At 67.4% G+C, this 23,488-nt stretch carries 20 protein-coding genes; 9 read left to right on the forward strand and 11 right to left on the reverse strand.

Annotated elements, in window-relative coordinates; all coding sequences use genetic code 11:
• Positions 1 to 46 precede the first annotated feature (46 nt).
• From T8K17_RS10090 to T8K17_RS10105, 4 genes are all read left to right on the forward strand, one after another.
• Positions 47 to 1,279: a PLP-dependent aminotransferase family protein gene (locus tag T8K17_RS10090; RefSeq protein WP_322334378.1), complete on the forward strand. Its 1,233-nt coding sequence runs from the start codon at positions 47 to 49 to the stop codon at positions 1,277 to 1,279.
• 56 nt (positions 1,280 to 1,335) lie between these two features.
• A complete protein-coding gene (locus T8K17_RS10095; protein WP_322334379.1) occupies positions 1,336 to 2,256 on the forward strand; it encodes a homoserine O-acetyltransferase/O-succinyltransferase family protein in 921 nt (306 codons plus the stop codon).
• 33 nt (positions 2,257 to 2,289) lie between these two features.
• Complete coding sequence (locus T8K17_RS10100; protein ID WP_322334380.1) at positions 2,290 to 2,670, forward strand: nuclear transport factor 2 family protein; 381 nt, start codon at positions 2,290 to 2,292, stop codon at positions 2,668 to 2,670.
• 367 nt (positions 2,671 to 3,037) lie between these two features.
• A complete protein-coding gene (locus T8K17_RS10105) occupies positions 3,038 to 3,574 on the forward strand; it encodes a hypothetical protein (RefSeq protein WP_322334381.1) in 537 nt (178 codons plus the stop codon).
• Here T8K17_RS10105 and T8K17_RS10110 read toward each other — a convergent pair.
• The 5 genes from T8K17_RS10110 to T8K17_RS10130 all read right to left on the reverse strand — a co-directional run bounded on the left by T8K17_RS10110 (position 3,571) and on the right by T8K17_RS10130 (position 9,525).
• Complete coding sequence (locus T8K17_RS10110) at positions 3,571 to 4,218, reverse strand: TetR/AcrR family transcriptional regulator (protein ID WP_322334382.1); 648 nt, start codon at positions 4,216 to 4,218, stop codon at positions 3,571 to 3,573. The two genes, T8K17_RS10105 and T8K17_RS10110, sit on opposite strands and share 4 nt — an antisense overlap.
• A 10-nt stretch (positions 4,219 to 4,228) precedes the next feature.
• Positions 4,229 to 5,533 (reverse strand): FAD-binding oxidoreductase, encoded by a 1,305-nt coding sequence (locus T8K17_RS10115; protein WP_322334383.1) that lies wholly within the window; start codon positions 5,531 to 5,533, stop codon positions 4,229 to 4,231.
• Positions 5,534 to 5,885: 352 nt separating this feature from the next.
• Complete coding sequence (locus tag T8K17_RS10120) at positions 5,886 to 8,306, reverse strand: FAD-dependent oxidoreductase (RefSeq protein WP_322334384.1); 2,421 nt, start codon at positions 8,304 to 8,306, stop codon at positions 5,886 to 5,888.
• A 62-nt stretch (positions 8,307 to 8,368) separates the two neighbouring features.
• The gene (gene glk, locus T8K17_RS10125; RefSeq protein ID WP_322334385.1) at positions 8,369 to 9,352 is read right to left on the reverse strand and encodes a glucokinase; all 984 of its coding nucleotides are present in this window, start codon (positions 9,350 to 9,352) and stop codon (positions 8,369 to 8,371) included.
• Positions 9,349 to 9,525 carry a hypothetical protein gene (locus T8K17_RS10130; RefSeq protein ID WP_322334386.1) on the reverse strand — a complete coding sequence of 59 codons (177 nt, stop codon included), beginning with the start codon at positions 9,523 to 9,525 and terminating at the stop codon, positions 9,349 to 9,351. Before T8K17_RS10130 ends, glk begins: the two co-directional genes overlap by 4 nt.
• A 368-nt stretch (positions 9,526 to 9,893) precedes the next feature.
• On the opposite strand from T8K17_RS10130, the gene T8K17_RS10135 reads away from it, so the two are divergent.
• Positions 9,894 to 11,435 carry a DEAD/DEAH box helicase gene (locus T8K17_RS10135; protein WP_322334387.1) on the forward strand — a complete coding sequence of 514 codons (1,542 nt, stop codon included), beginning with the start codon at positions 9,894 to 9,896 and terminating at the stop codon, positions 11,433 to 11,435.
• Positions 11,436 to 11,483: 48 nt separating this feature from the next.
• On the forward strand, positions 11,484 to 11,693 hold the full coding sequence (locus T8K17_RS10140; RefSeq protein WP_322334388.1) for a cold-shock protein: 210 nt from the start codon (positions 11,484 to 11,486) through the stop codon (positions 11,691 to 11,693).
• 169 nt (positions 11,694 to 11,862) lie between these two features.
• On the opposite strand, the gene pcaG is transcribed toward T8K17_RS10140, so the two are convergent.
• From pcaG to T8K17_RS10170, 6 genes are all read right to left on the reverse strand, one after another.
• Positions 11,863 to 12,444: a protocatechuate 3,4-dioxygenase subunit alpha gene (gene pcaG / locus T8K17_RS10145; RefSeq protein WP_322334389.1), complete on the reverse strand. Its 582-nt coding sequence runs from the start codon at positions 12,442 to 12,444 to the stop codon at positions 11,863 to 11,865.
• On the reverse strand, positions 12,441 to 13,154 hold the full coding sequence (gene pcaH / locus T8K17_RS10150; protein ID WP_322334390.1) for a protocatechuate 3,4-dioxygenase subunit beta: 714 nt from the start codon (positions 13,152 to 13,154) through the stop codon (positions 12,441 to 12,443). The genes pcaG and pcaH overlap by 4 nt, the downstream gene beginning before the upstream one ends.
• The gene (gene pcaD / locus T8K17_RS10155; RefSeq protein WP_322334391.1) at positions 13,147 to 13,947 is read right to left on the reverse strand and encodes a 3-oxoadipate enol-lactonase; all 801 of its coding nucleotides are present in this window, start codon (positions 13,945 to 13,947) and stop codon (positions 13,147 to 13,149) included. Before pcaD ends, pcaH begins: the two co-directional genes overlap by 8 nt.
• A gap of 167 nt (positions 13,948 to 14,114) precedes the next feature.
• The gene (locus tag T8K17_RS10160; RefSeq protein ID WP_322334392.1) at positions 14,115 to 16,787 is read right to left on the reverse strand and encodes a TRAP transporter large permease subunit; all 2,673 of its coding nucleotides are present in this window, start codon (positions 16,785 to 16,787) and stop codon (positions 14,115 to 14,117) included.
• Between the two features lie 78 nt (positions 16,788 to 16,865).
• Positions 16,866 to 17,894 (reverse strand): TRAP transporter small permease subunit, encoded by a 1,029-nt coding sequence (locus T8K17_RS10165; RefSeq protein ID WP_322334393.1) that lies wholly within the window; start codon positions 17,892 to 17,894, stop codon positions 16,866 to 16,868.
• Between the two features lie 117 nt (positions 17,895 to 18,011).
• On the reverse strand, positions 18,012 to 19,109 hold the full coding sequence (locus tag T8K17_RS10170) for a TRAP transporter substrate-binding protein (RefSeq protein WP_322334394.1): 1,098 nt from the start codon (positions 19,107 to 19,109) through the stop codon (positions 18,012 to 18,014).
• Between the two features lie 558 nt (positions 19,110 to 19,667).
• Between T8K17_RS10170 and T8K17_RS10175 the strand changes: the two genes are divergently transcribed.
• The 3 genes from T8K17_RS10175 to T8K17_RS10185 all read left to right on the forward strand — a co-directional run bounded on the left by T8K17_RS10175 (position 19,668) and on the right by T8K17_RS10185 (position 23,459).
• A complete protein-coding gene (locus T8K17_RS10175) occupies positions 19,668 to 21,101 on the forward strand; it encodes a hypothetical protein (protein WP_322334395.1) in 1,434 nt (477 codons plus the stop codon).
• 143 nt (positions 21,102 to 21,244) lie between these two features.
• Positions 21,245 to 23,029 (forward strand): aspartate--tRNA ligase, encoded by a 1,785-nt coding sequence (gene aspS, locus T8K17_RS10180; protein WP_322334396.1) that lies wholly within the window; start codon positions 21,245 to 21,247, stop codon positions 23,027 to 23,029.
• 7 nt (positions 23,030 to 23,036) lie between these two features.
• Positions 23,037 to 23,459, forward strand: coding sequence for a MarR family transcriptional regulator (locus T8K17_RS10185; RefSeq protein ID WP_322334397.1), 423 nt, complete (start codon positions 23,037 to 23,039; stop codon positions 23,457 to 23,459).
• Positions 23,460 to 23,488: the final 29 nt, after the last annotated feature.

A 23,488-nucleotide genomic window follows, 5' to 3' on the forward strand; every position in this document is an offset into this window, starting at 1 on the left:
CACAACCAAGAAACGGTCCGAACGAGACCATCCCGGAGGAAACCCGATGCCTTTCGATTTCGCCCCGCTGCTCAATCCCAAGCTGCCCCCCGCCGCCGGGAAGTTCGGCGGGTTCCCGAAGTACAACTTCGTCGGCGGCCACAATGACGGGGACAGCATCCCGGTGCAGGTCCTGGCCGACGCGGTCAGCCGGGCGCTGTTGCGGGAGGGCAATGCGCTGGCGACCTACGGGATGCAGAGCGGGCCGCAGGGCTATCGTCCCCTGCGTGAGGCGGTGGCGCAGATCCTGGAGCGCCGAGCCGGGATGAAGACCGATCCGGACGAGGTGCTGATCACCGGCGGCTCGCTGCAGGCCATGGACCTGGTCAACAACGCCCTGCTGGAACCGGGGGACACGGTGATCATCGAGGAGGCCTGCTACGGCGGGGCGATGACCAAGCTGAAGAAGCTCGGCGTCGACTGGGTCGGCGTGCCGGTCGACGGCGACGGCATGCGCATGGACGTGCTGGCCGAGACGCTCGACAGCCTGAAGGCGGCGGGCAAGCGGGTGAAGTTCATCTACACGATCCCGACCGTGCAGAACCCGACCGGCACCGTCCTGTCGCTGCCGCGCCGCCACGAGATGCTGAAGCTGGCCGAGAAGCACGGCATCGCCATCTTTGAGGACGACTGCTACTGCGACCTGATCTTCGACGGCCCCTATGCGGACCAGCGTCCGCCGGCGATCCGCGCGCTCGATGACAGCGGGCGGGTGGTCTACTGCGGCTCCTTCTCCAAGTCGATCGCCCCCGCTCTCCGGGTCGGCTATGTGGTCGCCGACTGGCCGGTGCTGAGCCGCATCCTGGCGCAGAAGTCGGATGGCGGCACCGGGGCGGTGGAACAGCTCCTGCTGGCCGAGTTCGCAAAGGATTTCGACGCCCATGTCGGGTCGCTGAACAAGATCCTGAAGGGCAAGGCCGACGCCCTGGTCGAGGCGCTGGAGGCTGAGTTCGGCACGGCGGCCGAGTTTACGCGGCCGACCGGTGGTATCTTCCTGTGGGTCACCCTGCCGGCGGAGGTCGACACCACCCGCCTCGCCCAGGTCGCCGCGGCCGAGGGCGTTGCGGTAAACCCCGGTGCGGAGTGGTCGGCGGACCCGGAATCCGGTAAGCGACGTATCCGCATCTGCTTCGCCCATCCCTCGGCGGAGACGATCAAGGAAGGAATGGCCAGGCTCGCCGAGATCTGTCACCGCGAATTCGGTGTCCCGGCGCGCGGCCGCAATGTGGAACGGAGTTAGAAATTGACCCAATCGTCATCGACTGCGTCGGCCCTCGCTGAGAGCGGGGGCCGCTGATGCCGATCAAGATCCCCGACGATCTCCCCGCCCGCGCCCAGCTCGAGGCTGAGGGGGTGGCGGTCATGGACGAGGCCACCGCCATTCGCCAGGACATCCGCCCGATGCGGATCGGCCTGCTGAACCTGATGCCGAACAAGATCCGCACGGAAACCCAGTTCGCCCGGCTGCTCGGTGCGACGCCGCTGCAGGTCGAGCTGACGCTGGTGAAGATCACCAATCACGTCGCCCGCAACACCTCCAGCGACCACATCATCTCGTTCTACCAGAACTGGGAGGACATCCGGGACCAGCGGTTCGACGGGTTCATCATCACCGGTGCGCCGATCGAGCAGCTCGAGTACGAGGAGGTCACCTACTGGGACGAGTTGCGCCGCATCTTCGACTGGACCCAGACCAACGTGCACGGCTGCCTCAATATCTGCTGGGGGGCCCAGGCCGCCGTCCACCATTTCCACGGCATGCCGAAATACGACCTGCCGAAGAAGGCGTTCGGCGTGTTCCGGCATCAGGCGCTGGACAGCACCTCGCGCTACCTGCGCGGCTTCTCCGACAATTTCGTGATCCCGGTGTCGCGCTGGACCGAGGTCCGCTCCGAGGACATTCCGGCCGATAGCGGGATGGAGGTGCTGGTGGAGTCGAAGGACACCGGGCTGTGCCTGCTGGACGACCCGAAATGCCGGTCGCTGCACATGTTCAACCACATCGAATACGACTCGCTGTCGCTCGGCGAGGAGTATTTCCGAGACGTGGAGAGCGGCAAGCCGATCGACGTGCCGCACGACTACTTCCCGAACAACGATCCGTCGCTGCCGCCGGAGAACCGGTGGCGCAGTCAGGCCTACCTGCTGTTCTGCAACTGGATCAACGAGATCTACCAGACCACGCCTTTCGATCTGAAGGATATCGGACAGCGCTGACCCGCAGCATTCAACGCCAAAGGAGAGGGACCCATGGCCGCAGTGATCACCATCGCCTTGCTGGACGAGATCCAGGACGGATTCAACCGCCACGACGTCGACGGGATCCTGTCGCATTTCGTGGAGGACTGCGTGTGGGTCATGGCCAGCGGCCCGACGCCGCCGGAGGGCCGGGTCTGTCACGGCAAGGCGGAGATCGGCCAGGTGCTGAGCGAGCGCTACAAGCAGATCCCCGACATGCGCTGGGAGGACATCCGCCACTGGATCGTCGACGACAGCAAGGCGATCTCCGAATGGGTGGTCAAGGGCACGCCCGAAGGCGGCGAGCCCTTCGCCTATCTCGGCTGCGACCTCTGGGAGTTCGAGGGCGGCAAGGTGACCAAGAAGGACACCTACTGGAAAATCATCCGGTAGTCCGGGTCGCGCCGATCCGCCGCTAATCCTTCCATGGCTTCCGCAGGGGTGTTCTGCGGAGGTGGCGATGCCGGATTGCTGCCAGTTGTCGAGTGTTGACATTTGTCAACGATCTGCTCATTCTGGTGGCCGGTGATGGTGCGATCGCGGCATCCGAACAAGGAAGTCGAGGCGGCCATCCGGCATGCCGAAGACCTCGGGTGGACATGCCGACGCCAGGGACATTGGGGGCGGCTCTATTGTCCCCTGCACGACCAGCGGGGATGCCAGATCGGGGTCAACGGAACGCCCAGGAGTGCCGATGTCCATGCCCGGCAGATCCTGCGGGCCGTGGCGCGGTGTCCCCATCGACCCGACGGAGGCTCCGATGACGGCGTTTGAGTTCAGCGTGATTGCCTCCGGCCTCGACCCGCAGGCGGAGGAATTCGAGGCGCGGTTTTACGAGGGCGGCTGCGACGATGCGCTGGTGTCCTTCCAGAACGGCCATGTGGTTGTCGATTTCACGCGGGAGGCCGAGAGCTTGGACCGGGCCCTGGCCTCGGCCGTAGAAAGCGTGGCGTCGACGGGCGCCCGGGTGGAGCGGATCGAACCGGACCCGCTCGTCAGCATCTCCGATATCGCCAAGCGCGCGGGCATGACCCGGGCCGCGATCTCCAACTACCACCGGGGCCAGCGGGGCGAGGCCTTTCCGGCACCGATCGCCCGCATTACCTCCGACAGCCCGTTCTGGGACTGGGCGGATGTCGCGCGGTGGCTCGCTCGGCGGGGAACGCTCTCGATGGCGGAGGCGATCGAGGCCGAGCTGATCCGGCAGGCGAATATCGCTGTGCAGCGGGGAGAGGTCCGGATCGGCCGTCTGCTTCGGGAACATGCCGAGCGCTACGAGTTGGAGCTCTGCGCCTAACGCGCAGCCATCTCGTCCATCCACGCGAGGTACGGGTCCAGTTCTTCCGGGGTCGGGTCCTGGCCGGTGAAGGCCTTCAGGTAGTGGGCGGTCACGGCCTTGCGCTGCTCCAGGGTCTCGCCGAGGTCCAGGGCGTAATAGCCGATCTGCATGAAATACAGCACGCGGGAGCGCACGAAGGCCTCGCCTTCCGCCCAGCCGTGGCGGCGGAACAGGCCGGCGATGGCGGCGACGCGGGTCTCGTCGGCCTTGTCCAGCACGGCGCGCACCGCCTCCGACCGCCGCGCCCAGTCTCGCACCGCGAAATCCAGGCGCGGATCGAACAGGCTCTCATCCACCCAACAGCGGAAGATATGGGTCACCCCCTGGACGATCGAGGTGGACGGCAGGGCCGCCTGCTCGACCACGGCGCGGGTATTGGTGTCCTGCCAATGGGCCAGCAGGGCGTCCAGCAGCCGGTCGCGGTTGCGGAAATACCAGTAGAAGCTGGAGCGCGACACACCCAGCCGGTCGGCCAGGGTCAGCACCTTCACGCTGTCCACCCCGTCGCTGATCAGGGTGTCGAGGGCGGCCCGGATCCAGTCCTCCCGCGTCGCCTTGGTATGGGTCAGTCGCGGGTTCGGGGGCGGGCCGGCGTTATTCACTGCGAAATCCTCATCCCAGGACCGAGAAGCTGCTCTCCTGGTTGATGCTGCGCTTGCGGGAATAGAAGCCGACATCGATGTCGCGGCCGAGATACGGCAGGCGGAAGGAGAGCGGGGCGGTGTCGTGATCGTGTCCGGCTGCGCCGTATTCGACAAGGGCCGCCATCATTTTTCCGGCGACCGGGGCGTTCTTGAACTGATTGCCGCTGGTGCCGCAGGCCATGTAGTAGCCGCCCAGCGAGGTCCTGTCGTAGATCGGGATCCAGTCCTCGGTGACGTCGTAGAGGTCGACCACGCCCTTCATCCGGCTGGGGATGCCGAGACTCGGCAGGCGCTGGGCGTAGCGCAGGGCCTGCACCCGCCACTGCTCCGAGAACTCGCGGTCGTAGTCGGTGTCGTCCTCGACCCAGACAGGTGCGTCGCAGGGCGGGTCCTCGCTGCCGATGAGAATGTTGTTGCCGTGTTCCGGCCGGCAGTAGACGGCGATGTCGCTGTCCGACAGCACCATGCCGTCGCGCTCGAAATCGAGCCCGGCGGGGGCGGGGACGTGGACCACCTCCTGGCGCAGGGCGCGGGTGGTGATGGTCATCTCCCCGGTAACGCCGGCCAGCGCGTTGATCCGCGAGGAGGCGGGGCCGGCGACGTTGATCACGACGGGGGCGTGGATCTCCGAGCCGTCGGCGAGCCGGACGCCGGTTACCTTGCCTTCATGGTTCAGGATCTCGGTGACGATGGCGCCGTAGAGGAAGTCGGCACCCTTGGCCTTGGCCGCGTCGGCGAGGTTCTGGGCGGCCAGCGCCGGGTCGGTGACATAGCCGGCCTTGGGCCAGAACACCGCCCCGCGCAGGTCGCTGCCGGTGGGCTGGCCGAACTCGGGATCGGTGCCCGCCTTTGCCGGGTGAAACTGCGCCATGCTGGTGCCCGGCAGGCGGGCCTGGATCTGCTCCGGGCTCCAGTCCTCGTAGGGCACCCCGAGGATGTCGGCGTTTTCCATATGCCGGGCCATGAAGTCGTTGCCCTGGGTCTTCATGACCAGCGCGCCGCATTCCCGGAAGCGGGCGAGGTCTTTTGGGGCCGCCTCTAGGTAGTCGGCCCAGTCGCGCCAGTAGTGGTAGCCCTCCCAGGCGAAGGCGGTGCCGTCGAGGGTGGAGTAGTAGGTGCGGATGATGGCGCAGGATCCGCTGGTAGAGCCGTGGCCGGCCTGGGCGTTGCGGTCGACGGTAAGGGTCTTCCAGCCTTTCTTGGCGAGTTCGAAGGCAATGGCGGCGCCGATCACCCCGGCACCGATGATGACGGCATCTGCAGTTCTGGTCATGGGGGCGGTCCTTTCATCGGTACGGCTCGTTTGAGATTCCGGCGGCGGTCACGATGGGCCGTGGCACAATCCCGGATTAAATCCGTGACAGGGAGTGAGTGAGGATTGCTAACCCGAAACACTCCCCGGACCTGTTCCGGGGCAATCGGCGCAGCGTGACGGGACACATGCCGCTTGTCCTGTGGAGCAGGACCGGATCCTCTCGACCGCGGCGAGGTGTTCACCGCTCCGTCACGCCTCAAGGATTGCCCCGGAACAAGTCCGGGGAATGTGAGATAGGGGGATGCGGACGGTTCCCAGGTCCCGGAGTCAGGCCGGGACCCGCTTGCAGGCGTGACCGTGCCCATCCCGGCTACCCCCGAAGCCTGGCGCCGCTGGGGTCGTACGGACTGTCGGCGATGACCCGGGCCGGGCGCTTCTCGCCGACGACGTGCACATCCACCGCGGCGCCCTCGACCGCCACGTCGCTGTCCACCAGCGCCATGGCGAGGCTCATGCCCACCGAATGCCCGTAGCCGCCGGAGGTCACGAACCCGACCCGCCGGCCATCGGTCCAGACCGGCTCGAAGCCGCGCGCGTCGGCGCCGTCGGACTCCACCGCCAGGGTCACCAGCGGCTGGCCTAGCATCCCCGCCTCGTTCTCCCTCAGCGCGGCGTCGCGACCGACGAAACCCGGCTTGTCGAAGGCGATCCAGCGATCGAGCCCCGTCATGCCCGGCGTATAGGCCTGGGTGAACTCGCTCGACCACACGCCGTAGCTCTTCTCCAGCCGCATGGCGTTGGCCGCGTATCCGCCGACTGGCGCCAGGCCCAGTCCCTCGCCGGCCACCACCAGGGTGTCGCGTAGCATCCGGTGTTCCGGTGCCGGCACGTTGATCTCGTAGCCCAGCTCTCCCAGCACCGAGAGCCGGCCGACCTTCGCCCGGGTCAGGCCGATATCCATCTCGCGGCAGGCCATGAAGCGGAAGTCGTCGGCGGCGACGCTGTCGTTGACCACCACCCGTTCCATCAGCGCGCGGGCGTTCGGGCCGGAGACCAGCCAGCCGGTCCAGGCGTCGGAAATGTCGCGGACGCTGACCCCCGCTTCCGCATGGCTGTCGAACCAGCGCATGTGCCATTGGCGCAGGTAGTAGGAGCCCATCAGCCAGAAGGTCTCGCCGTCCCAGTTGAACACGGTGAGGTCGCCCATCAGCCGGCCGGTGGGCGACAGCATCGGCGCCAGCTTCGCCCGGCCGATGGCGGGCAGGCGGCAGGCCAGCATCCGGTCCAGCCACGTGGCCGCTCCCGGCCCGCTGATCTCGTAGCGGGAATAGCCCGAGGTATCGAGCAGCCCCACCCCCTCGCGCACTACCCTGGTCTCGGCGGCGACGATGTCGAAGGCGTTGGAGCGCTTCAGGGTCGGCGTCTCCTCGAACTCCGTCGACGGCGCAAAGAACAGCGGCACCTCCAATCCCCAGCTCACGCCGAACCGGGCGTTGGCCGCCACATGGGCGTCGTGGCTCGGCGACACCCGCAGGGGACGGCCGGCGGGAAGTTGCTCGTTGGGGTAGGCCATGACGAAGCGGCGCGAGTAGAACTGGCCCGTCGTCTGGCGCAGGTATTCGCGGTTGGAGGCCCATTTGCCGAAGCGGGCGATGTCCATGCCGAAGACGTCGGCCTCCGGCTCGCCATGGATCATCCATTCGGCCAGCGACTTGCCGACGCCGCCGCCCTGGCTGAACCCGGCCATCACCCCGCAGGCGAGCCAGTAGTTCGGGACGCCCGGCACCGGCCCGACCAGCGGGTTGCCGTCCGGCGCGAAGGTGAAGGCGCCGTTCACCCACTTGCGGATGCCGGTGTCGTTCAGCACCGGATAGCGCTCGAACCCCTTGGCGAGCTCCGGAGCGATGCGGTCGATATCCTCCGGGATCAGCTCGATGCCGTAATCCCAGGGCGCACCTTCCATGTTCCAGTGCTTCGGCGTCAGCTCGTAGACCCCGACCAGCAGCCCGCCGCGCTCCTGGCGCGAATAGGTGAAGCCCTCCAGGTCGGTGAGCATGCACATCTCGCGGTCCCGGCCTTCCAGCTCCGGGATCGGCTCGGTGACCAGGTAGTGATGCTCCATCGGCGTGACCGGCAGGTCGACCCCGGCCATCAGCCCGACCTGCTTGGCCCAGAGGCCGGCGGCGTTGACCACATGCTCGGCGATGATGGTGCCCTGCTCGGTCACCACGTCCCAGCTACCGTCAGGTCGCGGGTTCAGCTCGATCACCCGGTTGCGCAGGATGACGTCGGCACCGCGCTTCTTCGCCGCCCCGGCATAGGCATGGGTGGTGCCGTAGGGGTCGAGATGGCCTTCATGCGGGTCGTAGAGGCCGCCGATCACGTCGGAGAGGTCGGCGATGGGATTTAGTTCGCGGATCTCCTCCGGCGTCAGCAGCCGGGCCTCGTCCACGCCCATGGTCTGGAACACCGCCCAGGCCGATTTCAGCCACTCCCAGCGCTCGGGCTTGGAGGCGATGCTGACCCCGCCGGTCATGTGCACGCCGACCGCCTGGCCGCTCTCCTCCTCGATCTCTTTGTAGAGTTTGATCGTGTAGGCCTGCAGGGCGGCGATGTTCGGGTCGGCGTTCAGCGGGTGGAAGCCGGCCGCCGCATGCCAGGTGGAGCCGGCGGTCAGCTCGGCGCGCTCGATCAGCGCGATGTCGGTCCAGCCGAATTTGGTGAGGTGGTAGAGCACGCTGGCGCCGACCACGCCCCCGCCGATGATCACCGCGCGATATTGGGATTTCATGGGCGGACCCTCCCGGACTGGTAGCGGACCGGGGAAGGCTAATCGCGCGTGCGGATCTGTGTCTAGACAGAAGTGTCCAGATCGCGTGTCAGGATGCTCTCCGCCGAGCGGCTGAGGCCGAGCAGCGCCGGCTCATGGTGGGTGATCAGCCGCACGGGGATCGGGTCGAGATAGCCGGCGAGGCGCCCCTTGGCGGTGAAGCGGCGCCGGAAGCGACCGCCGTCGAACAGGTCGCCGAGCTTCGGCACCATGCCGCCGGCGATATAGACTCCGCCGCTGGCCGCCGCGGTCAGGGCCAGGTCGCCGGCGACGGTGGCGAGGAAGTCGGTGAACAGGCCGATGGCCTCGCGGCAGCCGGGATCGGTCGCCCCGTCGGCGACGATGGCGGCGGCGTCGAGCCGGCGGGCCGGCAGGTCCTCCACCGCGCAGACGGCGTCATGCAGGTCCGCCAGGCCGGCGCCGGAGAGGGCGCGCTCGGCGGAGACATGGCCGTGCAGGTTGCGCAGATAGCCGATGACCCGCTCCTCCAGCCCGTTCTGTGCCGGCAGGGTGGCGTGGCCGCCTTCGCCGGGAATCACCCGGATCCCTGCCCCGTCGGGCACGACGAGGCCGACGCCCAGGCCGGTGCCAGGACCGATGGCGACCATGGGACCGGGACGCGCCGGCCGGTCGGCGCCGACCGTGCGGTAGTCGGCTTCCGTCAGTTGGGGCAGGGCATAGGCGACAGCGGCGAAGTCGTTGACCACAGCGAGCTGGGTCAGCTCGAACCGGTCGCGCAGCGGGGCGACGGGGACGGTCCAGTCGCGGTTGGTGAACACCATGGTCTCGGCATCGGACGGTCCGGCCACGGCGAAGATCGCCCTATCGGGTCGGATTCCAGGGCCGATCTTGGCGAGATAGGCGCCGACGGCATCCTCCAGGGTGGCGAACCGGTTGCCCTCCATCGACGATTCCTCCCGCGTGGTCTGCCCGTCGGTGAGGGCGAAGCGGAGATGGGTGCCGCCGAGATCGGCTATCAGGATCGGGGCGAGGATGGGGCCGGTCATTCGGCTGCCTCCAGGGTGCTGCGGAAATGCGTATCGGCGAAACCGGCGGCCCGGTCATGGATCGCCCGTCGGTCTGCGTCGGGCGGATCGAGGCAGATCTCCGGCACCTCGCGCCGCCCGAGATCGTTTGCTTCGTTCAGGAAAACATAATGACCGCCCGTCTCGCCCGACAATTCCGCGTTTCCCCAGTAATTTTCTGCCTATACGAGCCTGGAGCGATTTCGCGCCGAATTTCAAGGCGCCTTGGGCCGGCACCGCAGGGCGGCGCGGCCGATTTCCGCGGCTTTTAAGAATTTTCTTGCATTCCCCACGGCAATGCCCATGTTGCGATGCAAGAGACGGTGCCAAGCGTGGACGTGACGGAAATCCGCAATGTTGGCACAGTCGGATGGACGCCCTTATGACTACGTTAAGCGGAATGGCCATCACCTCGCTCCTTCGGTCTGAAGGCGCATCATCGGCCGGCTGTTCCGCGCATGCTTGCTTACAGGAATTGATAGCCGAGCGGCTTAGTCCGATCGGTTAGAACGAAAGACTTATTTTGACAGACTTCAAGACCCTCGGCCTTGCCGAGACCGTCCTTCGGGCCGTTGTGGCCGAAGGCTACGACACTCCCACTCCCATTCAAGCCAAAGCCATCCCCCTGGTTCTCGAAGGCCGCGACGTCGTCGGCATCGCCCAGACGGGTACCGGCAAGACCGCGGCGTTCGTGCTGCCGCTGCTGAGCCGCCTGGCGGCTCTCGGCGGTACGGCGAAGCCGAAGGGCACCCGTGTCCTGGTGCTGTCGCCGACCCGCGAGCTGGCGGCCCAGATCCATGACGCGGTCCGGGTTTACGGCAAGAACGTGCGGCCGCGCTCGACGGTGGTCGTCGGCGGCGCCAAGCCGGGACCGCAGATCCGCGCCTGTGCGCAGGGTCTGGACTTCCTGGTGGCGACGCCTGGCCGTCTGCTCGACCATATCGCCTCCGGCGCGATCAAGCTGACCGACACCGCCGTGGTGGTGCTGGACGAGGCCGACCAGATGCTGGACCTCGGCTTCATGCCGGCGGTGCGCCGCATCCTGGCGATGACGCCGAAGACCCGCCAGACCGTTCTGTTCTCGGCCACCATGCCGACCCAGATCCGGGCCCTGGCCGAAGACTTCCTCGCCGATCCGGTGGAGATCGCGGTGACCCCGGCCTCGACCCCGATCGAGCGGATCCAGCAGAGCATCGTGCGGGTCGAGCGATCCGAGAAGCGCAATGCGCTGGCGAAGATCCTGGGCGATGCGGCCGTCGGCCGCGCCATCGTCTTCACCCGCACCAAGCGCGGCGCCGACCGGGTGGCGCGCCATCTGGTGAATGCGGGCCTGCCCAGCGAGGCGATCCATGGCGACAAGAGCCAGGGTCAGCGCGAGCGGGCGCTGGACGCCTTCAAGACCGGCAAGTCGAACATCCTGGTCGCCACCGACATCGCCGCCCGCGGTATCGATGTCGACGGCGTGACTCATGTGGTGAACTACGAACTGCCGAACGTGCCGGAAAGCTACGTCCACCGGATCGGCCGCACCGCGCGGGCCGGCGCCGAGGGCGTGGCCGTGTCACTGGTCGATGCGGAGGAGCAGGAGCTGCTCACCGATATCGAGCGGCTGATCGGCCGGTCCCTGACCACCGGCGAGCCCATCGACCGGGATGCGCCTAAGCCGCGCTCCGCCGGTTCGGGCCAGCCGAAGGCGAAGCGCAGCCGACGCCGGGGCGGCGCGACCCGCACGGCCGGCTCCGGCCGTCCGCAGCAGGCGTCCGGCGGCGAAGGCCGCCCGAAGCAGAGCAACGCCGACGGTCGCGCGAAGCAGGCGAACGGCGATGGCCGCTCGAGCCAGAGTGCTGGCGAGGGTCGCCCGAAGCAGGCTGCCAAGGCCGACAACCGCCCCAAGCAGGCGCCCAAGGGCGATACGCGCGGCAAGCAGCAGCCGAACGGCGGCGACGCCCGTCCGAAGCGGTCGAGCGGCGAGGCGCTGGACGCCGGCGTCGCCCGGATCGCCGGCGGCACGCCCCGCGTCCGCAAGGACAAGGAATTCCGCTCTCCGGTGCCAGTGCGCGCCTGAGCCAGCGGACGGAATACCAATCAACGTCAATATGAAAGGAGCGACGTTATGGCCACCGGTACGGTTAAGTGGTTCAACACCACCAAGGGTTATGGGTTCATTCAGCCGGACGATGGCGGTGCGGACGTGTTCGTGCACATCAGCGCCGTTGAGCAGTCCGGCATGCACAGCCTGAACGAGGGCCAGAAGATCTCGTACGAGCTGCAGTCCGACCCGCGCCGCAACAAGGTCTTCGCCGGCAATCTGTCGGCTTCCTAAGCTCTCCAGAGCTTCGGAACATAACATCGAAGCCCCGCCGGGAGACCGGCGGGGCTTCTTTCTTACCGTCATCCTGATGCAAATCAGGATCATGGTTCTAGCGCCGGTGCACCGCAGATCCTGACGGGCGTCAGGATGACGGAGCTGGGTGGATACCCCGACAGCCCCGTCAAACCTCGAAGAACACCGTCTCCCGGTCGCCCTGCATGTGGATGTCGAGCCGGTAGGTATTGCCCTCGCGCTGCGCGATCAGCGTCCCGCGGCGATCCTTCGGGACGGCCGACAGAACCGGGTCGGCGGCATTCGCCTCGGCCTCGTCGGCGAAGTAGATCCGCGTGTAGACGTGGGTCAACAGCCCGCGCATGAACACGATGACGTTCAGGTGCGGGGCCTCGCCCTCGGCCGCCGCCCCCGGCTTGATCGTATCGAAGATGAAACGATGCTGCGGATCGGTTCCGGTTCCGAAACGCCCGAAGCCGCTGAAACCGGTGTTGGAGTTGCGCGGATCGGCCGGATGGGCGAAGCGGCCCTGGGCGTCGGCCTGCCAGATCTCGATCATGGCGTCGGGCACGGTCGCGCCGTCGCCGTCGAACACGCGGCCCTCCACGCGGATGCGCTCCCCCGCCACATCCTCGCCGGCCATCGTCCCGTCGGCGACCGAGGTCTGCGGGTAGTGGTACTGCCGCGCCGTCAGGCCGTAGGCGAAATACGGGCCGACGGTCTGGGACGGGGTCTGTTTCAGATCGCTCATCGGCCGGCCTCCATCGGCGTTTCCTTCGGGCCGCGCAGCACGATGTCGAAGACGTATCCGAGCGCGAAGCCCTCCTGGGTCACGTCGAGGGAGAAGTCGGCGACCAGCCGGTCGCGCGCGCTCTCCGGCGTGCCGAGGAAGATCGGGTCGAGCGCCAGCAGCGGGTCGCCGGGGAAGTACATCTGGGTCACCAGCCGGCTGGCGAAGGTCGGGCCGAACAGCGACAGGTGGATGTGGTTCGGCCGCCAGGCGTTGGCGTGGTTCGGCCAGGGATAGGCCCCGGGCTTGATGGTGAGGAAGGTGTAGCGCCCCTCGGCGTCGGTGACCGTCCGGCCGCCGCCGAAGAAGTTCGGGTCGATCGGCGCGTCGTGCTGGTCGGCCTTGTGGATGTAGCGGCCGGCGGCATTGGCCTGCCAGATCTCGATCAGCGCGTTGGGCTGGGGACGGCCGAGCTCGTCGAGCACCCGGCCCGTGACGACGATCCGCTCCCCCAGCGCCTCGCCGTTCTTCGCCCCGTTCTTGGTCAGGTCGTTGTCCAGCGGCGCCAGGGACTCATGGCCGTAGACCGGGCCGGTCAGCTCCGACAGGGACTGTTTGATCGGCACCAGGGGCTTCGTCGGTCCGCGCTTCACCGTCGACTTGTAGTCCGGGTGGATCAGCGGCGGATGGGCCGTCCAGTCGCGTGGGGTGATGAGCGTTGCGTCACCCATGGTTCACCTCCTTCAGCAGGGCTTTGAGATGGGACACGACCGTATCGGGCGCCTCGATGCTCGGCAGATGCCCGACATCCGGCAGTTCGACATATCGGGCGGTCGGCACGGTGGCGGCGAAGGCGGAGACCACCTCCGGGGTGGTCGCGCCATCCTCCGCCCCGCAGATCACGACGCAGGGCACGGCGATCGCGGCGGCCTTCGCGGTGTAGTCGGCGTCGCGCAGGGCGGCGCAGGCGGCGGCATAGCCCTCGGCCGGGGTGCGGGTCAGCATCTGGCGATAACCGCCGAGGTCGACCGCGCGGTCGCGGTGGAAGGCCGGGGCGAACCAGCGTTGCAGGACCGTGTCCGCCATCGCCTCCAGCCCGTCGGTCCGCACCATGTCGATGCGCTGCTGCCAGAGGTCGGCGGCCCCGATCTTCGCCGCGGTATCGCACAGCATCAGGCCGGCGAAGGCGTCGGGCCTCGCGGCATAGGTGGCCTGGGCGATCAGGCCGCCGATGGACACGCCCACCATCACGGCGCGGTCGACCCCGAGGGCGTCCATCACGCCCAGTGCGTCGGCGGCATAGCGCTCGAGGGTGACGGGGGCGGAGCCGAGGGCCGACAGGCCGTGGCCGCGCTTGTCCATGCGGATGCAGCGCCAGCGGTCGCTCAGGGCATCGACCACCGCATCCCAGATCCGCAGGTCGGTGCCGAGCGAGTTCGAGAACAGCAGAACCGGGCCGTTCTTCGGGCCGTCCTCCCGCACATGCAGGACACAGCCGTCCACCTCGACGAATGTCGATGCCATCGTTCCTCCCCGGAAGCGCGTTTTGTTACGCCTATCCTGCCCCCAAGGAGTTGGGACGTCGAGAGTGCTGCCGGCGGACAGCAAAATGCCCCGGTCGGATCCGACCGGGGCATCTGTCTTGGTGGCTGGGAGGGCTCGGGCGGGACGGACCCGCCCGGCCTCCGTCGTCAGAAGTTCAGCGAGATGTTGCGGTGCGCCGCGCTGCACGAGGCGACGAAGAGTGCGGCCTCGCGGGGCAGCCTCGGCTGCTGGCGCAGACCGATGGTGTCGTCGATCGCGTCCTCGTAGGCCTCGACCTGGGGCAGCAGCGCGTCGGCGGCCTTGACCCGCCAGGCGATGTCGGCCTCCAGGGCGGCGACCGCCTCGGCATGCTCTTCCAGGGCCTTGGCCACGTCCGGCTGCCGCGTATTCGTGCTGCGCAGCTCGCGGCGGGCCTTGGACAGGGCGGAGCGGATATCGCCCGCACCCTCGATGTCGCCGGCCCGACCCTCGACGGCCTGGATCTCCTCCATCGCCTTTTCCGGGTCGCTGGTGCGGATGATCTCGCCGAGGCCCTTGATGTCGTCCTGCAGGGCAACGAGGTCGTCGGCGCCGCGCAGGGTCCGCATGAAGACCAGGATCGGCTCGTAGGAGCTGTCCACCACGCGGCGGTAGTTCAGATAGGCGCGTTTCTCCGCGGCGAGCAGCTTCTTGAACTCGTCATGGGCCGAGTCCCAGGCCTCCGGCATTTCGGCCTCCAGGACCGCTTTCTCCGCGCTCAGCTCCTCGGCCCGCTTCTGCAGACGCTCGATGACCTTGACGTCGTCGGGCGACTGGCGCTGAAGCTGGCCGACACGCCGCGTCGTGGCTTCCAGTTCCTCAGCATTGCGACGAAGATCGGCCTCGATCCGGCGCACCTCGGTCCGGATCGGATCGTAGTCACCGGCGGCGGCATCGATCGCCGCGGTGGTTGCGCGGGCCTCGTCGAGCGCCTGGAACGCCCCCTCGGCCGTTGTGACCGCCTTTGTCACCTCGCTGGCGATCGGCCTCGGAACGCCGGTGAGATCCCAGCCCTTGGCCGTCTGGATCGCGGCGCGGATCTCGTTGCCGTCCTCCTGGAACGCCTGGTGGATGTAGTCCTCGATGCAGGCCTGCAGGCGCGGGTTCTGCGGCGGCGGCGCCGTCTCGCCCAACAGCGACAGGCGGGTCGGCAGGTAGTTCACCAGCGGCGGATTGGCGCCGACGATCAGCAGCGCGATGAGCTGCAGGGTGATGAACGGCACCACGCCCTTGTACATGTCGAGGGTCTTCACCGCCGCCGGAGCGACACCGCGCAGGTAGAACAGGGCGAAGCCGAAGGGCGGGGTGAGGAACGAGGTCTGGATGTTCAGCCCGATCATCACGCCGAGCCAGACGGCGGTGATGTTGGCGGACGGGTCGGCCAGGAGGATCGGCGCCACGATCGGGACCACCACCACGGCGATCTCGATGAAGTCGAGGAAGAAGCCGAGGACGAAGATCACCGCCATGACGATGATGAACTGGGCCCAGAATCCGCCCGGCATGCCCAGCAGGAACTCCTTGACCAGCTCCTCGCCGCCGAAGCCGCGGAAGGCGGAGGTCAGCATGGCGGCACCGAGCAGGATGATGAACACCAGCGAGGTCGTCTTCGCAGTCTCCATCATGACCCCCTGGAGGGTCTCCTGGGTCTGATACGTCCGCTTCAGGCTCCAGACCACGCCGATCAGGAACACCACGGTGGCGACGATCGCCAGGGTGACGGCGAGCTGCTCGGACGGGCCGTGGATCGCGCGGATGTTGACTTCCCACACGCTGGTGATGACCAGGATGGCGATCACCGAACCGCCGGCCAGGATCGCCGGCCAGTAGGCGCGGGACTTGCCTTCGTACAGACGGTAGCCGGCCATCACCGTGGCGCCGACGGCACCGATGGCACCGGCCTGGTTCACCGTCGCGATGCCGGTGATGATCGAGCCCAGCACCACGAAGATCAGGGTCAGCGGCGGCACCAGGGCGAGGGTGACGCGGATGGCGAAGTTACGGTCGTACGACCCCTCGAACGGCACCGGCGGGGCGATGTCGCGGCGGATAAAGGCCACCACGAAGATGAACAGCATGTACAGGCCGACCAGGACCAGGCCCGGGATCAGCGCGCCCATGAACATGTCGCCGGCGCTGGTGGAAGTCACCGCGAACTCGCTCGGCATCGAGAATTCGCCGGTCGCGGCCTTGTAGAGGTTGGTGCGCAGGCTGCTCGCCTGGTCGACGGCGTTGGAGAGCTGGTCGGCCAGGATGATGAGGACGATGGACGGCGGGATGATCTGCCCCAGGGTGCCCGAGGCGGCGATGGTGCCGGTGGACAGCCAGTTGGCGTAGTTGTTCCGCATCATCGCCGGCAGGGAGATCAGGCCCATCGCCACCACGGTGGCGCCCAGGATGCCGGTCGTCGCCGCCAGCAGCGCGCCCACGAACACCACCGAGATGCCGAGGCCGCCGCGGATCGGACCGAAGAGCTGCGCCATGGAGACCAGCAGATCTTCGGCGATCTTCGAGCGCTGCAGCATGATCCCCATGAACACGAAGAGCGGGATCGCTATGAGCGTGTCGCGTTCAACCTCCCAGTATATTCCTCGGAAGTTGGTGACGCCGGCGCTGAGCCAGTTGGTCGGCCCGCCCTGGGCGAAGAAGGCGTCCGGATTTCCGGTCGCAAGCAAGCCGGCGGCGGCCGCGAGCACGATGCTGATGATGGCCGAGCCCGGAAGCGCGAAGGCGACCGGGAAGCCCGAGGCGAGAGCCCCGGCCATGAGCAGCACCAGAATGACGACGAAAAGGACTTCCATGACGCGTTGGCTTTCCTGAGTCCGGGGCGTTCCGTAACCGTGGTCGAGACCGCGGTCGGTCGAGCTGAGAGCGGTCGGTTAGGTTGCGGAGCTGGGCGTGGTTTCCCGCGCGCCCGGTTCCTGACGGAAGTTGGCGATGCTCTCCAGGGTGAAACTGGTGAACTGGATGCTCATGGTCACCGCGAAGACCGCGAGGAACCCGGCCATCCAATACTTCACGTACATGCCAAAGCCAGACTGCGAGACCTCGTAGGCGAGCAGCGGGCTGTTGATGATGCTCGACTGGTTCCACATGCCGAGGATCATGATCGTCCAGCACAGGACCAGGCCGAGGAACACGGAGCCCAGGGCATTGATCAGGCCCTTGGTCTTCTCGCTGAACCCGGCATACAGCACGTCCACGCGCACATGCCCGTCCTCGAACAGGGTGTAGGCGCTGGCGAACAGGAACAGCGCGCCGTACCAGAAACGCACCAGGTCGCCCTGGAAGGCCTGCTCGTAGGAGAAGACGAAGCGGCTGAGCACGATGCCCAGCTCGGCCAGGACCACCAGAAGGGCCAGCCAGTGGAAGCCCAGCGACCGGGTGCGGGCGGCGATCACCAGGGCGATGACCAGCATCGGCGCGTGCACATAGGGGCCGCGGAAGCGGGACCGGCCGAGCTCTGTGGCCAGCTCCGGGCCGAGGATCTGGTCGGCCAGCGCCTCGACGCGCAGGAAGGAGATCACCGCGTCGATCAGGCCGATCAGCAGCACGCTCCAGAAGGCGAAGCGCACGATGTAATTGGCGATGGCGGCCATGGCCATGGCCTCGGCGCGCAGGTTGCGCGACGGCGACCGGGCGACGAAGAGGATCGCGAGGAGGATGCCCAGCACGAACAGGGCGGTCTGCACCAGCGCCAGAACCATGCCGGTTCCGGCCGGCCGCGGTTCGGCGATCAGGGCGAAGACTCCCGGCCATTCGAGCCAGAAGCACAGGAAGTTGTTGATGACGTAGGCGAAGGCCATCGCGACGGATATCCAGCCGAAGGTGCGGATCACCGCGGTTCCGGGTCGGTATACGTCTGCGCCCATGGCGTCCGCGTAGGCGCCGTCAGTTGCCGTGCTCATGTCTAACCCTTGAGAAGGACCGGTCCGATCAGGCCGCGGGACATTCCCGTCGGCCGAAACAGGGAAGCAGACGGAGCTTGCGCTCCGTCTGCCCCGGAAACATCCAGTGTGTCGGCCTTAGAGGCCGAGCACCCGGTTGCGCTGCCGGTAGTAGGCGCCTTCGGACAGCTTCATCCAGCCACCGACATCGGCCCGCGCGGCGGCGAAGCTCTCGTGGATCCGGTTGGCCAGATCGGAGTGCGCCCGAGCCTCGGAGAAGACCTCCTCGGCGGCTTCACCGAACGCGTCGTAGACGTCGTCGTTGAACTCGCGAAGGGCGACACCATGCTCGTTGATCAGCTTCGACAGATAGCGACCGTTGTTGGCGTTGAACTCCGCCATCATCATGTCGTTTTCCATGAGGCAGCAGGCCTGGATCAGAGCCTGGTCGGACTTGGTCAGGTTGTCGAACCAGGTCTTGTTCATGCCGAAGGCGTCGTATCCGCCCGGCTCGTGCATGCCCGGCCAGTAGTAGTACTTCGCGGCCTCGTAGAACTTCAGGAAGTAGTCGTTCCACGGACCGACCCACTCGGTGGCGTCGATGGCGCCGGAGACCAGGTTTTCGTAGATCTGGCCGCCCGGCAGCGAGACCGGGGAGGCACCGAGCTTCGCCATGACGTCGCCGCCCAGACCCGGCATACGGATCTTCAGGCCCTTGAAGTCTTCGGCGGAGTTGATCTCCTTGTTGAACCAGCCGCCCATCTGCACGCCGGTGTTGCCGGCGGCATAGGCCTTCAGGCCGAACTCGGCCGACAGCTCGTCCCAGAGCTCCTGGCCGCCCATGAAGTTGATCCAGGCGCCCATCTCGTTCTCGGTCAGACCGAACGGAACCGAGGTGAAGTACGCGAAGCCCGGATGCTTGCCTTTCCAGTAGTAGTCGGCAGCGTGGTAGGCCTGGGCGTTGCCCGAGGCGACTTCGTCGAACACGTCGAACGCGCCGACCCGCTCGCCGGCGGCGAAGTACTGGGTCTGGATGCGGCCGTCGGAGACGTCCTGGATGCGCTGCGACAGACGCTGGGCGCCGGTGCCGAGACCCGGGAAGTCGCGCGGCCAAGTCGAGACGATGACCATCTCGATGCGCTGCTGAGCGATCGCCGGCGCCGCCAGAGTGGTCGTCGCGGCAGCGCCGCCGACCGCAGCAATGCCTGCGTTCTTGATAAATTCACGACGTTTCATGGTTGTCTGCTCCCTGCTTAAGGTCGTTTCTGGGACTGGTCGTCAACTGAAAGCGTTTGCCCCACTTAAGCTTTCCAGGGGCGATCATACCCGGCGGCCACCTTTGGTAAAGCCCAAGTGTGCGCTGCGCCATGACCTGATCAACGTCCACGCGAGCCGCGTCCCCCGGCATCGTGGCTTCTTGTTGGAAAGCTCCTTAACACGATTGCCATAGAGGTTGCGATAACGAGTTTGAATGACCTCATGCGTCGGTTTTCGGGTTCTCGATCCATAGACTGAAATAGCGCCAGAATTGGAAATCACCGATCTGGCTGCGTCGCCCGGTGCGCCGGGCAGGAGGTGCTTCCATACGCGCCAATCGGCGGGAGCCCTAGGTTTTGCTTCAAACAGCCGCTTCCCTGACTCGCAGGCCGACTCGTTAGAATCGACGTCGAGAGGATTGCCTAATAATTGTGCGTCGCGGCATGGGTCAAGTTTCTCCTATGTTCCTTTGGAAAAATACGATATTGACTATCAAAGCGTGTTTATCATACAATCCTGCAAAATCAGGAGGGTGAGATGGCAGCACGCGCAGCGTCCGATACCGCCTTGAAATCCGGCCCCGCCGCCGACCTCGGACCGCGCGTGACACCCTGTTCCCGCGACCTGTCGGTGGAGTCGGGTGCCGACGGCGGAGCTGGTTTGGTCCCTCGGGCCCGGCGCCGGTTGGTGGATGCGCTGATGGACGCCGCGCGGCTGCGGTCGATCTGCCACGAGTCCGTCCGGGCCGCCGACACGACTGCGGAGGGTCGTCCGGCCGCCTCGGACTTCATCGGCCTCGCCCTGGCGGTGGTGGCGGGGCGGTGCGGATTGTCGGTGCCCGTCTCCGAAGGATCGGACCCACCCTGGCCGGCCCTGCCAGCGCTGGCGTCGGTGTCGGCGTTGTTCCAGGCGATCGACGCTGGCGGGGCGGTGCCGGATCGCGAGTCCCGTCGGTTCGGCGGGCCAGCTGTGCAGCGGGATCTGGAGCAGCTCTGCCGGCTCGCGGCCCTGCCGCCAGCGGCGGTACAGGCCGTGGTCGCCACCGCGCCGGAGATCGCCCGCCTCCTGGCTGAACTCACCGGCGCCGCGGACAGTCCGGAAATCGCGACGGGGTATAGCGCTCCGGCACTGTCGGTCGTGGCACTCTCGACCCCGGAATCGCAGCTCCGGCGAACCAGCGTCGGACCGGGAGGCGACAATCGGGCGGAGGCGGTGGTTCTCGCCCGGCTCTTCCTGCGGATGATCTCGGCAGGGATGGGCGCGCCGCAGCGGCTCGGCGGGGCGGCCATTCCGCGCCGCGGGATCCCGATCTATCCGGTGGCCGACGGCGCCCTGTTCCGGGCCGTCGCCCGCTGGCGGTGCGCGCATCTGCCGCCGGCGCCCCGCCGCCACGTCGAAAGACGGCTGCGCGGAGCGCCGGCCCGCTGGGACGGCGAGGCGGCGGCGTTCGCCACGCTGACCGTCGGATCGCCGGATTGGTCGACCCTGAGGATGCAGGCGGGCGTCGCCGGCCTGAGGCTGCGGGTGATCGGCGGGACGGCGGTCGTGCTGGTCGACCGTCGGCTCGAGGCGGCCCGCCTGTCGATGCGCGCCAGCGCCCGGACCCTTTCGGCTCGGGCCCCGGCCACCCTGACGCCCGATGCCTGTGCGGCGATGACGACGGCGGCGCTCGCGTTTCATGCCGAGACCGGCCAGGTGCTGCTTTGCCATCGGTTGGAGGGGAGCGTCCTGTGGCTGACGGTGGACGTCGATTGGATCGATCCCTGGGGCGTCCGGCGGCTCGACGCGGATGCGATCGACGCCATCGCCGATGCGGCACCGCTGGCGGCGGTGCGCCTGCTCGACGCCGCCCGGCGGGCCCTGTCGGGGAATCCGGCCCGTTGGTCCGTGCTCGCAACGGACGGGCAGGGCGACGGTCGCCGCCTCGCCATCCGCCTGGCCACGGATATGCTGATGCCGCTCGGCGGATGACGGACCGCGGCGAGCGCGCGACGGGGCGTCCGTGATCGCCTTGTTCGGACGGCCCTCGGCACGCTCTGACGCGGCGTTTCACTTGACCTTGGTGACGGTGCGTGCAACGTGGCGGCCGTTTCCCGCTACGCACCGTTGACGCCATGCACCGCTATCGTACCCACACCTGCTCCGACCTGCGCGACACCCATGTCGGCGAGACCGTCCGGCTGTCGGGCTGGATCCATCGCCGCCGCGACCATGGACAGTTGGTGTTCCTGGATCTGCGCGATCATTACGGCATCACCCAATGCGTCACCGACGTTGAGGACCCGGCCTTCCAGCAGGTCGAGAAGTACCGGCTGGAAAGCGTGGTGTGCATCACCGGCCGCGTGGTGAAGCGCAGCGACGAGACGATCAATTCGAAGCTGCCGACCGGCCAGATCGAGGTCCGGATCGACGAGTTCGAGGTGCTGTCCGCCGCCGATCAGGTGCCGCTGCAGGTCAACTCCGATGAGGATGCCGGCGAGGAAATGCGCCTGCGCTACCGCTACCTCGACCTGCGTCGCGAGCGGGTGCACAACAACATCATCCTGCGCTCCCAGGTCATCGCCTCCATCCGCCGCCGGATGGTGGAGCAGGGCTTCATGGAGTTCCAGACGCCGATCCTGACCGCGTCCTCGCCGGAAGGTGCGCGCGACTTCCTGGTGCCGTCGCGTCTGCATCCGGGCAAGTTCTACGCGCTACCCCAGGCGCCGCAGCAGTTCAAGCAGCTCATCATGGTGGCCGGCTTCGACCGCTACTTCCAAATCGCGCCGTGCTTCCGCGACGAGGACAGCCGCGCCGACCGCTCGCCGGGCGAATTCTACCAGCTCGACCTGGAGATGAGCTTCGTCGAGCAGGAAGACGTGTTCACCGCCACCGAGCCGGTGCTGGCGGGCATCTTCCGGGAGTTCTCCGACTGGACGGTGCCGGATCCGTTCCCACGCATCCCCTATCGTGAGTCGATGCTGAAATACGGCTCCGACAAGCCGGACCTGCGCATCCCGATCGAGATCAGCGACGTCAGCGAGATCTTCCGCGGCTCCGACTTCGCCATCTTCGCCAAGTTGGTCGAGGGCGGCGGCGTGGTCCGCGCGATCCCGGGGCCGAAATGCGGCAGCCGGGCGATCTGCGACCGCATGAACTCCTGGGCTCAGGGCCAGGGCGCGCCGGGCATGGGCTACATGATCTTCGGCGACGGCGAGGCCCGCGGGCCGATCGCCAACCGCCTGTCGGCCGAGAAGATCGCCGAGCTGAAGCAGCTCACCGGCATGGGCGACGGCGACGCCATCTTCTTCGCCGCCGGCAAGGAGCTGGAGGCCGCCAAGCTCGCCGGCCAGGCCCGCCTGAAGCTGGGCGCCGATCTCGACATCGTCGAGAAGGGCGTCTTCAAGCTGTGCTGGATCGTCGATTTCCCGATGTACGAGGCGGACGAGACCACCGGCGCCATCGACTTCTCGCACAACCCGTTCTCCATGCCCCAGGGCGGGCTGGAGGCGCTGGAGACGAAGGATCCGCTGGATATCCTCGCCTACCAGTACGACATCGTGTGCAACGGCGTGGAACTGTCCTCGGGCGCGATCCGGAACCATCGCCCGGAGATCATGTACAAGGCGTTCGAGATCGCCGGCTACGGCCCGGAGGTCGTGGACGACAAGTTCGCCGGCATGATCAACGCCTTCAAGTTCGGCGCCCCGCCGCACGGCGGCATGGCCCCCGGCATCGACCGCATCGTCATGCTGCTGGCCGGCGAACAGTACATCCGCGAGGTCATCCTGTTCCCGCTGAACCAGAAGGCCGAGGATCTGATGATGAACGCGCCGAGCGACGTGCGTCCGGAACAGCTCCGCGACCTGCACATCAAGCTCGCCCTGCCGCCCAAGGCGGCGCCGAAGACCGAGGGCTAAGCTTCCGGTGGCCGGTCGTTCCTACGTCCTGCAGGACCAGATCGGCCACCTGCTGCGCCGGGCTCACCAGCGCGCCACCCAGATCTTCCTGGAAACCTTCGAGCAGGCCGGCCTGACCCCCACCCAGTGGGCGGCGCTGGCCATGCTGGCGGAGGAGGGGGCGGCCAGCCAGAACGCGCTCGGCCGCATGACGGCGATGGACCCGGCCACCATCCAGGGCGTGATCCGCCGCCTGGAGGAGCGCGGCCTGATCACCCGCGAACCCGACCCCGACGACAAGCGCCGCACCAAGCTGCGCCTGTCGGAAGAGGGCGAGGCGCTGGTGCACGAGGTCACGTCGCTGGGCACGCGCGTGACCGAGCGGACGCTGGCGCCGATCGATCCCGAAGACCGGCGGAAATTCCTGGAGATGCTGGCGAAGCTCTCCTGACCCGCCGCAAGCCACTGCTTCCCGCTCCT

This window comes from Thalassobaculum sp. OXR-137 (assembly GCF_034377285.1).
GTDB lineage: Bacteria > Pseudomonadota > Alphaproteobacteria > Thalassobaculales > Thalassobaculaceae > Thalassobaculum.